Genomic DNA, 12,671 nt, shown 5'->3' on the forward strand with positions numbered 1-12,671 from the left:
GGCGGTCAGGCGGCGACGAGCCCGCTCAGCTTGCGGAGCGACTCGGCGAGCGCGGCGGTCGCCGAGTCCTTGAGCTTGCCTGCCATGAGGGAGACCGCGGCGCCGGTGAACTCTCCGTCGATGCGGACCGTGGTGGCATCGCCGTCGGGTGTCAGCGAGTAGCGCATGGCCAGATTGACGCCCATGGGGCCCTTGCCCTTGGTGGTCAGCAGCCGTGCGGTCTGCAGCTCCGCCACCGTCCAGGTCACTTCGGCGGGGAAGCCCATGAGCTTCATGTTCTCCTCGTAGGTGGCCGCGAGTTCGAGCGCGGCCGGGCCGCCCTTGGGGAAGCTGGTGTGGGTGGCATTCCACTGGCCGTACGCGGTGAAGTCCGTCAGCTGGGCCCAGATCTTCTCGGCCGGCGCTTCGATACGCGCTTCGGCACTGACTTCGGCCATGCGACCACCCCTTCTCGTCGGGTTACGGTGTCGCGGAACGTAGCCGCAGTGGCGAGAACATTCAATGCTGATGAACCGTCAGATATGTTGGGCCCGGCCTGCCCGCCGGATCAGCGTCGCGTCGAAGCGGTCGAACACGCGCGGGTGCGGGCCGTCGTCCTGGCAGTGGAACGCCGCCCAGAACGGGTCGGCGGGCAGGGCGTTGCCGGGCGCGTGGACCCGGTAGACGTACTCCCGGCCGTCGATCGCCGGCAGGGCGACCATCCATGACACTCCGGAACTCCCATCCGGCCGTCGCAGAAGTTGTGTCGCGTGAGGGACGTGTAAGGGGTGGCCCTCGGTTGCTCCGGGAGTGCAAGGCAAGGCGGCGCGCGCCGCCTCCCGGGATCGCATCCATCAATGGCGCGATCTCATCCGTAAGGAGGAGGAACCGCTCTGATGTGCCCAACTTCGGTGGGATACGAAAATGGGCCCCTCCGGGGATGCTCGCGCACCACTGGACTGATGGGGTGAGAGGTGTGCAAAACCGGACGCCGCGGATCCCTCAGCAGCCCGCATCGAACCGTGCTGAGCTCGACGCCATCCTCGCTGTGGAGCTGGCCTCGGTGGTGACAGGCGCGCGCAGGCGCGCACTGCGTGACGGCGACCGGGAGATCGACACGGCCCATCTGCTGCACTCCCTCATCGAGGCGGACCCGGAGGTCCGTTCGGCCTTCGACGGTGGGCCGCAGCTCGCCAAGGTGCTCGGCTACCTCGTGCAGCGCTCCATCGGTTACGGGCTCCGCTGGCAGGGCGCCGTGGAGGACTCCGGTGCGCTGCCCATGGTGCCGGAGACGGGGGTGGTCGGCTGGTCGCCGTCGGCCGTCTCCGCGATGGAAGGTGCGTGCGCGCGGGCGGAACGGCGCGGTGACCCACGGGCCGGTGGTCTTGATCTGCTCGCCGCGCTGGCGGCGGACCAGGAGTGCCGGGCCGTCGAGGTGCTGGAACGCGCCGGTGTCGACGCGGCGCTGCTCGCGGGCCGGATCGCGAAGGCCTCCCGGCAGAGCTGACGTCGGGGCCGTGATCCGTATGACGCGCATGACAGTGGTGACCATGGTGACGGTCCTGACGCCAGCTGTCATGATGTCCCGATGCACGCGTCTCAGGAGAGGAGCGCCGGCCTGGGACTAGCCCTGGCCTCGGCGTTCGCATTCGGTGGTTCCGGGGTAGCGGCCAAGCCGCTGATCGAGGCGGGGCTCGACCCGCTCCATGTGGTGTGGCTACGGGTGGCCGGCGCCGCTCTCGTCATGCTGCCCGTGGCCTGGCGCCACCGAGATCTCGTACGCAGTCGGCCGGTGCTGCTGCTGGGCTTCGGACTGCTCGCCGTCGCGGGTGTCCAGGCCTGCTACTTCGCCGCGATCTCCCGTATCCCCGTCGGCGTGGCGCTGCTCGTCGAGTACCTGGCGCCCGCGCTCGTCCTCGGCTGGGTCCGGTTCGTCCAGCGCCGTCCGGTCACCCGGGCCGCCGCGGTCGGCGTCGTCCTCGCGGTCGGGGGCCTCGCCTGTGTGGTCGAGGTGTGGTCCGGGCTGAGCTTCGACGCCGTCGGGCTGCTGCTGGCCCTCGGCGCCGCGTGCTGTCAGGTCGGCTACTTCGTCCTCTCCGACCAGGGGAGTCAGGACAGTGCGGCGGGCGCGGAGCCTCCGCATCCGGTGGGCGTCATCGCCTACGGACTGCTGATCGGCGCGGTCGTCCTCACCGTGATCGCACGGCCCTGGGGCATGGATTGGTCCCTGCTCGGCGGCAGCGCGGCCATGAACGGGACGGATGTGCCCGCGTGGCTGCTGCTCGTCTGGATCGTGCTGCTCGCCACCGTGATCGCCTACGTCACCGGTGTGATCTCGGTGCGGCTGCTCTCCCCGGCGGTGGCCGGTGTCGTCGCCTGTCTCGAGGCGGTCATCGCGACCGTGCTCGCCTGGGTCCTGCTCGGCGAACATCTTTCCGCGCCCCAGCTCATCGGCGGTTCCTTGGTGTTGATAGGTGCGTTCATCGCCCAGTCGTCGACGCCGAAGGCGCCTTCCGGGCCCGTCGCTTCGGGGCCGGGTGAGGCGCGGGGCCAGGGGGAGTATGAGGACCGCGGTGTGGCGCGGGGTGGGGGCCGTGCGGCGACGGCCGAGGAGGAGTTGTCCGCCGAGCGTGCCGCCACGTAATGTGCCGATCATGCACTCGACCGTACTTCCGCCGCCTGTCGCCTAGCGCGGGCGGCCACTCCTGACGAAGACCGGGCTCGGGCAGTCCCCGAGCGGATCGTCGCTGCCCGCGTGCGGAGCCGAGCGATCATCGTCCTGTCTTTTTTGTGGAGAAGTCACGTGTCGAATCCTGCTGCCGACCTGCCCGTCGGGCGGAGCCTGTTCTATCTGATCGTTGCCGGAGTGGCCTGGGGTACCGCGGGGGCTGCCGCTTCGCTGATCTTCCGGGTCAGCGATCTCGGCCCTCTCGCCCTCTCGTTCTGGCGCTGCGTGGGCGGCCTGGTGCTGCTCCTTGCCGCGCTCGTCCTGCGGCCCCGGCGTACCCCCGCCCCCGCCGAGTCACGGCGACGCCGGCTGCTGCGCATCCTCGGGACCGGTGTCGGCCTCACCGTGTTCCAGAGCGCGTACTTCGCGGCCGTGGAGGCAACCGGCCTCGCGGTCGGGACCGTGGTCACGCTGGGCGCGGGGCCCGTGCTCATCGCGGTAGGTGCGCGGCTGACCATGGGGGAGCGGCTGGGCGGCGGCGGACTCGCCGCAGTGGTGGGCGCGCTCGCCGGGCTCGCCGTGCTGGTGCTCGGCGGTGACGGCGGTACGGTGCGGCCGGCCGGGGTCTCGCTGGCGCTGCTCTCCGCTGCCGGTTACGCCGCCATCACCCTGCTGACCCGGTGGCTCGGCCGCGACGGCGGTGGCTCCGACGCGCTCGCCACCAGTGCCTGGGCGTTCGGGATCGGGGCACTCGGGCTGCTGCCGACGGCGGCAGCCGAAGGGCTCGTCCCGCACACCGCGGACGCCGCCCAGGTGGTGTGGCTGCTGGTGTACGTGGCAGCTGTCCCGACCGCGCTCGCCTACGCGCTCTACTTCGCGGGCGCGGCGGCGGTGCGGGCCGCGACCGTGTCCGTGATCATGCTGCTCGAACCGGTGAGCGCCGCAGTGATCGCCGTTGCCGTGCTCCGTGAGCAGCTCACCGCGGCGACGGTCGTCGGCACACTGCTGCTGCTCACGGCGGTGGCGGGGCTCGCCGTTGCCGAGACGCGAAGTGCGTCGAACGCCCGCCGTCGGGCGGCCGTTCCGGCCTGACGCCGACCGCTTGACCGCGGACCGTCGTCCGGTCGTCCGGGGGTGCGGGTCCCCCTCGTAGGGGGCCCGCACCCCCGGAACGCGGTCAGAGAACAGTCAGATAGTCGGGCACGCCGATGGCCGGATCGAGATCGTCCGACGGCTGCGGCGCACGGTAGCCGCGGGCCAGCGGCACTACGCCCGCCCAGTGCGGCAGCGCGAGATCGTCCGGCTCGTCGTTCGGGCCGCCGGTCCGCACCTTCGCGGAGACCTCGTCGAGATCGAGCCTGATCACGGCCGTCGCGGCGAGCTCCTTCTCGTTGGCCGGACGGGAGTCGGCGGTCCTGCCCGGAACGACATGGTCGACGATCGCGTCGAGCGCGGTGCGCCGCTCCTGCGGGTCGGTGACCGTACGAGCGACGCCATGGACCACCACGGAGCGGTAGTTGATCGAGTGGTGGAAGGCGGAACGGGCCAGCACAAGACCGTCGACATGCGTCACCGTGAGACAGATCGGCAGGCCGGGGTCCGCCTGGCCGGCCGCCCGGAGCGGCCGGGAGCCCGTCGAACCGTGTACGTACAGCCGCTCACCGATCCGGCCGAACAGCGTCGGCAGGACGACCGGCGCGCCGTCGCGGACGAAGCCGAGATGGCAGAGATACGCCTCGTCGAGTATCGAATGGACCAGCTCCCGGTCGTACGAGGCGCGCTCCCGGGAACGGGTCGGGACGGTCCGCTCGGTCGGTTCGTACGGGGCTGCTGCCTCCGGGCCCGTGGTCTGCGGCGGTGCGGTGTCCGGCATTGCCAACTCCATTGCACTAGTGCATAATCCTGTTTGTGCTAGAAGAGTATCGGATCGTCGGGCGACGTGCATCGGAAATTGCGGCGAGTGTGGAGCGTGCGGTCGGGTCGGGTGACCTTGCGCCGGGGCAGGTACTGCCGCCCATGCGGGAGTTGGCGGCCCGCCTGGAGGTCAATCCCAATACGGTGGCGGCCGCGTACCGCACCCTGCGCGAGCGCGGGGTGATCGAGACGGCCGGGCGCAGGGGGAGCCGGGTGCGTCTGCGCCCCGCCAGTACGGTGCGCGGCTCGCTCAGGGTCGAGGCGCCGCCCGGCGTGCGGGATCTGGGGGAGGGGAACCCGGACCCGGCGTTGCTGCCGCCGCTGGACGGGGCGTTCGCGGCGGCCGCGCGCGCGTACGCGAAACGGCCCGGAATGTACGGGGAGGCTCCCGTGGATCCGGAATTCGAGGCTCTGGTGCGTGCCGCTCTCGACGCCGACGGTGTGCCGGCCGGGCCCGTGGCCGTCGCGTCCGGATCCCTGGACGCGATCGAGCGGGTGCTGGTCGCCCACCTCAAGCCCGGTGACGCGGTCGCACTCGAGGATCCCGGCTGGGGCGCCCTGCTCGACCTCGTACCGGCGCTGGGGCTGCGTCCCGTGCCGATCGCCCTCGACGACGAGGGCCCACTGCCCGACGAGGTCGAGCGCGCGCTGAACGCCGGTGCCCGCGCGCTCGTCGTCACCGACCGCGCGCAGAACCCGACGGGCGCCGCAATCGGGGCCGCGCGGGCGGAGGAGCTGCGGAGTGTCCTTGCCGGCCACCGCGGAGCGCTGCTGATCGAGGACGACCACGGGCACGCCATCGTCGATCTGCCGCTGCACCCGCTGGCGGGTGCCACGGACCGGTGGGTGTTCGTCCGGTCGGTCGCCAAGGCGTACGGACCCGATCTGCGGGTGGCGACGCTGACGGGGGACGCGGTCACGGTCGACCGGGTCCTGGGGCGGCAGCAGCTGGGGCCCGGCTGGGTCAGCAGGCTGCTGCAGCGGGCCGTGGTGCATCTGCTCACGACGGGTGCGGTGGACTCCGACGCGGTCGCCCGGGCGTACGGGGAGCGACGCGACGCGCTCGTCCAGGCGCTGATGGAACGGGGCGTCGAGGCGCACGGCCGCAGCGGCATGAATGTGTGGGTGCCGGTGAGCGATGAGACCGGAGCCGTGGCCCGGCTGCTGAACGCGGGCTGGGCGGTGGCGCCGGGGGCGCGGTTCCGGGTCGTCGCGCCGCAGGGGATCCGGCTCACCGTGTCATCGCTCACCCCGGCCGACATCGCGCCGCTGGCCGACGCGGTGGCGGCAGCGGCGGAACCGCCCCGGCCGATGAGCTACGGCTGAGGCGGGCTCTCACGATGACCGGCCCCGAGGGCTGTCAGTAGTCCCTGGCGGGCGCACGACGACAGCCACAGCACCTCACTGCGTCGTCGGAACACCCGAATACGTCTCGTACGAGGACGCCCCTACGCCGTGCGATGCACCGCACCTGACGCCACGCACTGATGATCCACCAGAGATCAGCGGACAGCCCTCAGGAGCGTGGTGCGGGCTTGGGTGTACGGGCCCTGCTCTGGGTGAGGGCGGCTCCTGCCAGGACGATCAGCGCGCCGACCGGGGTGTTCCAGCTCAGCTGCTCGCCGAGCACGGCGACCCCGGCCGCAGTGGCGATGACCGGAATGAAGTACGTGACCATCTGTGCGGTCGTCGGGCCGACCTCCTCGACCAGCCCGTACTGCAGCAGCACCGCAAGTCCCGTACCGAGCGCCCCCAGGGCGACGACGGCGAGCGTCGGCAGCAGCGGGAAGCCGTCGGGCGCCGACGTGAACAGCGGGGTGACCAGCGCGATCTGCACCGTGCCGAGGAAGAGCTGGCTGCCGGTCAGGGCAAGGGTGGACGAGCCGCTGCCCGCCAGTGTCCGGCGGACGTAGATCCAGCCGATCGGATAGCTGAGGGAGGCGAGGAGTGCCATCGCCGTTCCGCTGAAGTCCAGTCCGGAGAAGCCCTGCCAGGCGCCCAGCACGGTCAGCACGCCGAGGAAGCCGAGACCGAGGCCGGCCACGCGGCGACGGGTCGGTCGGTCTTCGGAGAGCGCGACGAGCGACAGCGCCATGCCCCACAGCGGCGAGGTGGCGTTGCAGATGCCGGCCAGCGTCGACGGGATGGTCAGTTCGGAGTAGGCGAAGAGCGAGAACGGCAGTGCGTTGAGGAAGAACGCCGCGACGGCGAGATGGCCCCAGGTGCGGGCGGTGCGCGGCAGCCGCTCGCGGCGCACCACCATGGCGACGGCGAGCACTGCCGTACCCGAGAGCAGGCGGCCGAGGGTGACCTGGAACGGGGCGTACCCCTCGGTGCCGACCTTGATCAGGAGAAAGCTGAAGCCCCAGATGAGCGAGAGCGCCCCGAAGCGGATCCGCCAGTCCAGTGCGGGGCGGCGGGCGGAGGTGGCGGCAGGAGCGGAGACCGGGGTGGAGGCCGCAGCGGAGGCCGCGGTGGAGGCTGTCCGGGTCGGGGCGGGTGGCACGGTGGCGGTGCTCGGCGCGGGATCGGGATCGGTGGTCACGGCAGCGGCGGTCATGACAGCAACAATGACGAATTCAACCGCGTAGGACAAGTGAGACTTTGTGTGAGCGTGCGCGTAGCATTGCTTACATGTTGAACTTGGAGCGCTTGCGGACCCTGGACGCCCTCGCCCGGTTCGGTTCGGTCCGTGGCGCGGCCGACGACCTGCATGTCACCACGTCAGCGGTCTCCCAGCAGCTGGCGAAACTGGAACGCGAGGTGGGGCAGCAGCTCCTCGCCAAGAACGGCCGCGGGGTCCGGCTCACCGACGCGGGAAAGCTGCTCGCCGGCCATGCCGCGAAGATCCTGTCCCAGGTGGAACTGGCCCAGTCCGACATCGAGGCCCAGCGCGGCGAGGTGGTGGGTGAGGTCCGACTGGCGGCCTTTCCGACCGCGGCGCGCGGACTGTTCCCCGCCACGCTTGCCTCACTGCACGCGGACCACCCCGAACTGAGGGTACGTACAGCGGAATTGGAACCCGAGGCCGGAATCCGAGCCGTGCTGCGGGGAGATTTCGACCTGGCGGTGGTGCTCGACTGGAGCAACAAGAGGCTGCCGGTTCCCGGCGGTCTCACCATGGCCGAACTGCTCGACGACGCGCCGGACATAGCGATGCCGGCCGACCACCCGCTCGCGGGACGGGCGGAGGTCGATCTGGAGGACTTCGCCGACGACGACTGGATCTCCTGGCCGGAAGGCGAGTTCTGCCACGACTGGCTGATGTTCACTCTGCGTTCGAAGGGCATCGAACCGCGCATCGCCCATCTCGCGGGCGAGCACCACACCCAGCTCGCGCTGATCGCCGCCGGGGTGGGCGTCTGTGTGGCGCCCCGGCTGGGCCGGGGGGTGGTGCCGGACGGAGTGCGGCTCGTGCCCGTACGGCAGAAGATGAGGCGACATGTGCACGCCGTGTGGCGGACGGACGCGGACCGCCGCCCGTCGATCAGGGCAGCAGTCATGGCGCTGCGGGCGGCGGGCCGGGATCTGGACGCACCGGTGAACGGCGACGGCGGGGGCTGACCCGGGCAGGACGCACCGCGCCCACGTCAGGGAGACAGGGGCGGCGGTGGTGCCGGCACCTCAGCTCAGGTCCGCCAGCTTCCGGAAGTCCCACGATGTGACCGTCTGCGGAGTGAGCCGCAGCCACGCGTGTCGTCCGTCGTGCGGCATGACGTCCATTCCGAAGTACTTTGCCGCGAACAGCCTCTCCGGCCCCACCAATTCGGGGCAGTCCTCGCCCGTGCGCGGGGCCTCACCGACGAAGACCGCCTCGCCGGACAGCTCGACGCCGCGCAGCTCGCCGTACTCCGCGCCGTCGTCGACGACCACAGCCATCCTCGGGTCGTGGCGCAGCTGGGACGAGCGCAGGCTCCGGGTGATCGAGTACAGCCACAGCGACGCACCGTCCCAGACGAACCAGAGTGCGCCGATGTGCGGGCGGCCGTCCGAGGAGACGGTGGCGACCCGGCAGGTGCGCTGCTCCGCGAGGTAGGTGTCGCGTTCTGCCTCCGTCATCATGATCCGACGGCCCCGTCGCTGGATGACGGTCATGGGACGCCTCCTTCGGCTGGCTGACCATGTGTCAGAAATCATGGAGCCTCTTCCCTCCTGGCGCAATGGCCGTTAGCCTCGCGCGCCCGGCCCGTCAGGAGAGGTCCGTCACCTCGAGTTACCGAGAGGGGCAGCCGTGCCGCCCAGGGAACAGCTTGCCGAGCAGCTCCATCCTGCCACCACCGTCCTGCTGACGGTCGAGTGCCAGCAGGGTGTCGTGGGACCGGACAGCGCACTGCCCGAACTCGCCAAGGAAGCCCTGACCTCCGGCGTCCTGCACAACATCGCCCGACTGGTCGCCGCCGCCCACGAGGCCGGAGTCCAGGTGCTGCACGCGGTCGCCGAACGACGCCCCGACGGCCGCGGCGCCAACCGCAACGCCCGCCTCTTCCGGGCCGCCGCCCGACTGCCCGTACAACAGCACTCCGGCACCACGGCGGTCAGGATCGCTGCACCCATCGAGGTGGCGGACGAGGACATCGTCGTGCGCCGACTCCACGGCCTGTCACCCATCGCCGGCACGGACGTGGACGCCCTGCTGCGCAATCTCGGCTGCCGCACGCTCGTCGTCGTCGGGGTCTCCGCCAACGTCGCCATCCCCAATGCCGTCTTCGACACGGTGAATCTCGGCTACACGGCGGTCGTGCCGTCCGATGCCATCGCGGGGGTGCCATCCGACTACACCCCCGCGATGATCCGCAACACGCTCGCGCTCGTTGCCACCGTCACCACCACGCGGGAGGTGCTGGGCTGCTGGCAGAGCCCCCGAAGGGCTACGACGCGAGCATGATCGAGTCGCCCTCGACCGTGATCGTCGCGGCGGGCAGTGGCTCGGTGGCGGGGCCGCCCGACACATCGCCCGTCGCCGCGTCGAACTTGCTGCCGTGGCAGGGGCAGTTGATGGTGCCGTCCGAGACACTCGTCACCGCGCATCCCCTATGGGTGCACTTCGACGAGAACGCCTTGAACTCCCCGGCCTTCGGCTGCGTCACCACAACACCCTCGTCGGCGAAGATCTTCCCGCCGCCCTCCGGGATGTCCGCGGTCTTCCCGAGGAGGTTCCCGCCATTGCCGGTGGGGCCATCGCCGATCGCACCCTTGGCCGGCTCGACGGCATCCGAGCCGCCCGAGTCCTTCGAGCCTCCGCACGCGGTGAGTACGGCAGCCACCCCGACCGCACCGACGCCTGCGACAACGGTGCGACGCCCGAGACGGACCTCGTGCTCCTGCGATGCGCTCATGCTGGCTTTCCCTTCCGCGGTGTTCATGACTTCGACCAGGGGTACGCGCCGCCGGGCCCTCGTGTTCAATGGCTCAGGGACTTCTTGAGGAAGTCCCGCTCCAGCACCAACAGGTTGCTCGCCGTCTCCTCCTGCGTGACCAGATGGCTCGTTCCGGAGAGCGGCAGCACGGTGTGCGGCCGCCCCGCGGCCAGCAGGGCCGCGGAGAACCGCAGCATGTGGGCGACGGCGACATTGTCATCGGCACATCCATGCACCAGCATGAGCGGCCGCGTCAGCCGGTGCGCCTCGGAGAGCAGCGAATTGCGCTCGTACGTCTCCGGCTCCACGTCCGGATGGCCGAGAAACCGTTCCTCCCAATGGGTGTCGTACAGCCGCCGGTCGGTCGGCGCCGCACCCGCGACGGCCGCGTAGAAGACCTCCGGGTGACGCAGCACGGCCGCGGCCGCGAGATAGCCGCCGAACGACCATCCACGCATCGCCACCCGCCCCAGGTCCAACTGCGGGTACCGTGCCGCCGCTGCGTGCAGCGCGTCGATCTGATCCTCCAGGACAGCGGTCAGCCGGTCGCCCCGCACCGACTTCTCCCAGGCCTCGCCCCGCCCCGGAGTGCCGCGACCGTCCGTCACCAGCACCGCGAACCCCTGCTCGGCGAACCACTGGGCGGCTGCGGCCCACCAGCTGCGCACCGGCAGGACCAGCTGAAGTCCGTGGCCCGCGTAAGGGCTGAGCAACACGGGCAGCGGGCCGTCACCCGGTCGGTGCCACGATGGCAGATACAGGCTGCTGCGGAGCTCCCGCACCCCGAGCTTCAGCGCGAGTGGCCGCGGGGTGACCACGGGAGTTTCGGCGAGGACCGCGATCCGTCCCACGCGTGCGCCGTCGCGCAGCACGGTCACCGTCTGTCCCTCCGGAGTCCGGCTGTCCAGCACGACCGTGGGGCCGCCCAACGCGGCCGTGTGCACGCCGGGCACCTCGGTCAGGCGCAGGGGAGCGTCCCCGGGCGCCCCGGCCGCGTACGACCAGACATGGATCTCAGTCGGCTCCTCGCTCGCGGTGAAGAACACCCGCTCGCCGATGGCGCCGACGACCTCACGGACCTCCAGTCCCGGCGGTGTCGTACGGCCGCCGATTTCCAGCCCCTGGGTGTCGCCGCCCGGCTGCGCGGGAACGACGAGCGCCCCGGACGGAAGGCGCAGCGGCGTTCCCGTCCGGAGTGCGACCCATGCGCGGTCATGGGCGCGGTGCAGGGGCAGGGTCTCTCCCGTGGCCGGATCCACTGCCAGGACGTACACCGAACGCTGGTCGCGCGTCTGCACCGAGACCACGGGCCCGCGCATGTCCCAGTCGGCCGTCGCGACGTACTCGAACGCCGGGTCCGTCCACGTCCCCCCGGGGTGGTCCGGTCCGGCCGCCGCGGGCAGCCGGACCGCGACCCGTTCGCCCGACACCCGCACGAGGTGCAGCGACACCTCCGCGTTCGCCGTGCCCGCGGCCGGGTATGCGATCACGCGCGGCGGCCGCTCCGGATCGGCCGGATCGCTGAGGTACCTGCGCCGCACCATGGACGTGTCGACCCGCGCCACCAGCAGCGCATCGCCGGACGGCGACCACCAATAGCCGCGCTGTCGTCCGAGCGACTCGGCCGACACGTGGTCGGAGAGCCCGTACGTGACATGCTCCGGCTCCTCCGGGGTGGCCGCCGAGCGGTCGTCCGTCCCGTCGCTCCGTACGAGCCGCAGCGCGCCCGCGCATACGTACGCGATCAAGGTGCCGTCGGGCGAAGGCCGCGGATCGACCACCGGGCCGGCGGTGGCGATCCGGCTCGGGGCGGTGCCGTCCGTCCGCACCACCCACAACTCACCCTGGAGTGCGAAAGCAGCGATCCGGACGTCCGCGTCCGTCGCGTACGACACCACCCCCGACGACATCTCGCGGGCCCGCTCCCGGCGTGTCAGTTCCTCCTGAGGCACCGCGCCGCCGTCCCCGTCGTCGTTCCGCACGGCCGCCGGGTCGACGAGCATCCGCTCCGCGCCGTCCTCGTACAGCCACAACCGGCTCACCGGGTCGGTGCCGCCCGTGGTCCTTATGAACAGCACCCGTTCGCCGTCGGGTGAGACAGTGAACTGCCGGGGCACTCCGAGCGAGAAGCGCCTGGTACGGGCGGACTGGAGCGGCAGACCGTCGGAGTTGGTCCCGGCGGCTTCGTTCGTCGTCATTGCGGTGTTCCTCCTGGTGGTGATCGGCTGCTCTCGACAGCTGCTTCGATCGGCTGCGAAATCCGTTCAGGCATGGGTGTGACGTTCGGTGCCGTGGGCGACGGCACCGGGCTGACCGTCGTGTCGGCGGATCGGGCTCGGTGACGATCACCCCTGCCCTCGGCGGGACCACCATCACGTCCTGCGTGATCAACGAGGCGCGCGGCTGCCGGCGGCGTCGGCCGAAGGTCCGCCGGGCAGCAGGAGAGCGAAGTCCGGGGCCGAAACGCCAGGTTCTCCCCACGGTTCGTGCCAGGTTCTGGTGGAAGGGGGGGGCTTGGGTCCGCACCCGTTGCTCGTGAAGACAGGATGTCGGGCCCGATAGCCTGGGAAAATGCTCACAGAAGTCACCGCGACCCGCTACGTCACACCCCTACGGGAGGGCGGATCCCTGCCCGGACTTGTCGAGGCCGACGATTTCGGCACCTACGTCATGAAGTTGCCCAGCTGGGGGCGTGGACCTGCGGTGATGCGGCAACACCCATAGCTGACATGCGCAGATGAGTCTTTCAGCGA

Annotated in this window: 13 protein-coding genes and 1 pseudogene; 7 read left to right on the forward strand and 7 right to left on the reverse strand. The window is 71.1% G+C overall.

The genetic code is table 11. The features are described 5' to 3' along the window. Positions 1–5: 5 nt before the first annotated feature. Positions 6–437: a type II toxin-antitoxin system Rv0910 family toxin gene (locus ACWCP8_RS25660; RefSeq protein ID WP_352270989.1), complete on the reverse strand. Its 432-nt coding sequence runs from the start codon at positions 435–437 to the stop codon at positions 6–8. Positions 438–515: 78 nt separating this feature from the next. After that, on the reverse strand, positions 516–710 hold the full coding sequence (locus ACWCP8_RS25665; RefSeq protein WP_451118397.1) for a hypothetical protein: 195 nt from the start codon (positions 708–710) through the stop codon (positions 516–518). 245 nt (positions 711–955) lie between these two features. Between ACWCP8_RS25665 and ACWCP8_RS25670 the strand changes: the two genes are divergently transcribed. From ACWCP8_RS25670 to ACWCP8_RS25680, 3 genes are all read left to right on the forward strand, one after another. After that, on the forward strand, positions 956–1,486 hold the full coding sequence (locus tag ACWCP8_RS25670) for a Clp protease N-terminal domain-containing protein (protein ID WP_352270993.1): 531 nt from the start codon (positions 956–958) through the stop codon (positions 1,484–1,486). 81 nt (positions 1,487–1,567) lie between these two features. Continuing rightward, positions 1,568–2,623 carry an EamA family transporter gene (locus tag ACWCP8_RS25675; protein ID WP_352270994.1) on the forward strand — a complete coding sequence of 352 codons (1,056 nt, stop codon included), beginning with the start codon at positions 1,568–1,570 and terminating at the stop codon, positions 2,621–2,623. 159 nt (positions 2,624–2,782) lie between these two features. Continuing rightward, positions 2,783–3,739 carry a DMT family transporter gene (locus tag ACWCP8_RS25680; RefSeq protein WP_451118400.1) on the forward strand — a complete coding sequence of 319 codons (957 nt, stop codon included), beginning with the start codon at positions 2,783–2,785 and terminating at the stop codon, positions 3,737–3,739. 85 nt (positions 3,740–3,824) lie between these two features. Here ACWCP8_RS25680 and ACWCP8_RS25685 read toward each other — a convergent pair whose 3' ends face one another. Next, a complete protein-coding gene (locus tag ACWCP8_RS25685; protein ID WP_352270997.1) occupies positions 3,825–4,520 on the reverse strand; it encodes a pyridoxamine 5'-phosphate oxidase family protein in 696 nt (231 codons plus the stop codon). Positions 4,521–4,555: 35 nt separating this feature from the next. Between ACWCP8_RS25685 and ACWCP8_RS25690 the strand changes: the two genes are divergently transcribed. After that, positions 4,556–5,887 carry an aminotransferase class I/II-fold pyridoxal phosphate-dependent enzyme gene (locus ACWCP8_RS25690; protein WP_451118403.1) on the forward strand — a complete coding sequence of 444 codons (1,332 nt, stop codon included), beginning with the start codon at positions 4,556–4,558 and terminating at the stop codon, positions 5,885–5,887. A gap of 190 nt (positions 5,888–6,077) precedes the next feature. Here ACWCP8_RS25690 and ACWCP8_RS25695 read toward each other — a convergent pair whose 3' ends face one another. Further along, on the reverse strand, positions 6,078–7,157 hold the full coding sequence (locus tag ACWCP8_RS25695; protein ID WP_451118405.1) for a DMT family transporter: 1,080 nt from the start codon (positions 7,155–7,157) through the stop codon (positions 6,078–6,080). A gap of 38 nt (positions 7,158–7,195) precedes the next feature. On the opposite strand from ACWCP8_RS25695, the gene ACWCP8_RS25700 reads away from it, so the two are divergent. Then, positions 7,196–8,125 carry a LysR family transcriptional regulator gene (locus ACWCP8_RS25700; RefSeq protein WP_451118407.1) on the forward strand — a complete coding sequence of 310 codons (930 nt, stop codon included), beginning with the start codon at positions 7,196–7,198 and terminating at the stop codon, positions 8,123–8,125. A gap of 60 nt (positions 8,126–8,185) precedes the next feature. On the opposite strand, the gene ACWCP8_RS25705 is transcribed toward ACWCP8_RS25700, so the two are convergent. Beyond that, entirely contained in the window at positions 8,186–8,656 is a 471-nt protein-coding gene (locus ACWCP8_RS25705; RefSeq protein WP_352271004.1) for a pyridoxamine 5'-phosphate oxidase family protein, read from the reverse strand. Positions 8,657–8,792: 136 nt separating this feature from the next. Here ACWCP8_RS25705 and ACWCP8_RS25710 point away from each other — a divergent pair, with 136 nt between their 5' ends. Further along, the gene (locus ACWCP8_RS25710; RefSeq protein WP_352271006.1) at positions 8,793–9,446 is read left to right on the forward strand and encodes a cysteine hydrolase; all 654 of its coding nucleotides are present in this window, start codon (positions 8,793–8,795) and stop codon (positions 9,444–9,446) included. On the opposite strand, the gene ACWCP8_RS25715 is transcribed toward ACWCP8_RS25710, so the two are convergent. Together ACWCP8_RS25715 and ACWCP8_RS25720 are read right to left on the reverse strand one after the other, a co-directional pair. Further along, positions 9,430–9,897 (reverse strand): Rieske (2Fe-2S) protein, encoded by a 468-nt coding sequence (locus ACWCP8_RS25715; protein WP_451118410.1) that lies wholly within the window; start codon positions 9,895–9,897, stop codon positions 9,430–9,432. The genes ACWCP8_RS25710 and ACWCP8_RS25715 overlap by 17 nt on opposite strands. A gap of 65 nt (positions 9,898–9,962) precedes the next feature. Beyond that, positions 9,963–12,116, reverse strand: a complete 2,154-nt coding sequence (locus ACWCP8_RS25720; RefSeq protein ID WP_451118412.1) for a prolyl oligopeptidase family serine peptidase — start codon at positions 12,114–12,116, stop codon at positions 9,963–9,965. Between the two features lie 373 nt (positions 12,117–12,489). Here ACWCP8_RS25720 and ACWCP8_RS25725 point away from each other — a divergent pair. Then, a pseudogene (locus ACWCP8_RS25725) lies at positions 12,490–12,615 on the forward strand (HipA family kinase); the annotation flags it as partial. Between the last annotated feature and the right edge of the window lie 56 nt (positions 12,616–12,671).

The organism is Streptomyces sp. NPDC002206 (genome assembly GCF_053593595.1).

What these genes read in the sequence shown, in the direction of transcription:
- ACWCP8_RS25660 (WP_352270989.1), bottom strand. Translation starts at nt 437, where the DNA reads ATGGCCGAAGTCAGTGCCGAAGCGCGTATCGAAGCGCCGGCCGAGAAG.
- ACWCP8_RS25675 (WP_352270994.1), top strand. Translation starts at nt 1,568, where the DNA reads ATGCACGCGTCTCAGGAGAGGAGCGCCGGCCTGGGACTAGCCCTGGCC.
- ACWCP8_RS25685 (WP_352270997.1), bottom strand. Translation starts at nt 4,520, where the DNA reads ATGCCGGACACCGCACCGCCGCAGACCACGGGCCCGGAGGCAGCAGCC.
- ACWCP8_RS25700 (WP_451118407.1), top strand. Translation starts at nt 7,196, where the DNA reads ATGTTGAACTTGGAGCGCTTGCGGACCCTGGACGCCCTCGCCCGGTTC.
- ACWCP8_RS25705 (WP_352271004.1), bottom strand. Translation starts at nt 8,656, where the DNA reads ATGACCGTCATCCAGCGACGGGGCCGTCGGATCATGATGACGGAGGCA.
- ACWCP8_RS25715 (WP_451118410.1), bottom strand. Translation starts at nt 9,897, where the DNA reads ATGAGCGCATCGCAGGAGCACGAGGTCCGTCTCGGGCGTCGCACCGTT.
- ACWCP8_RS25720 (WP_451118412.1), bottom strand. Translation starts at nt 12,116, where the DNA reads ATGACGACGAACGAAGCCGCCGGGACCAACTCCGACGGTCTGCCGCTC.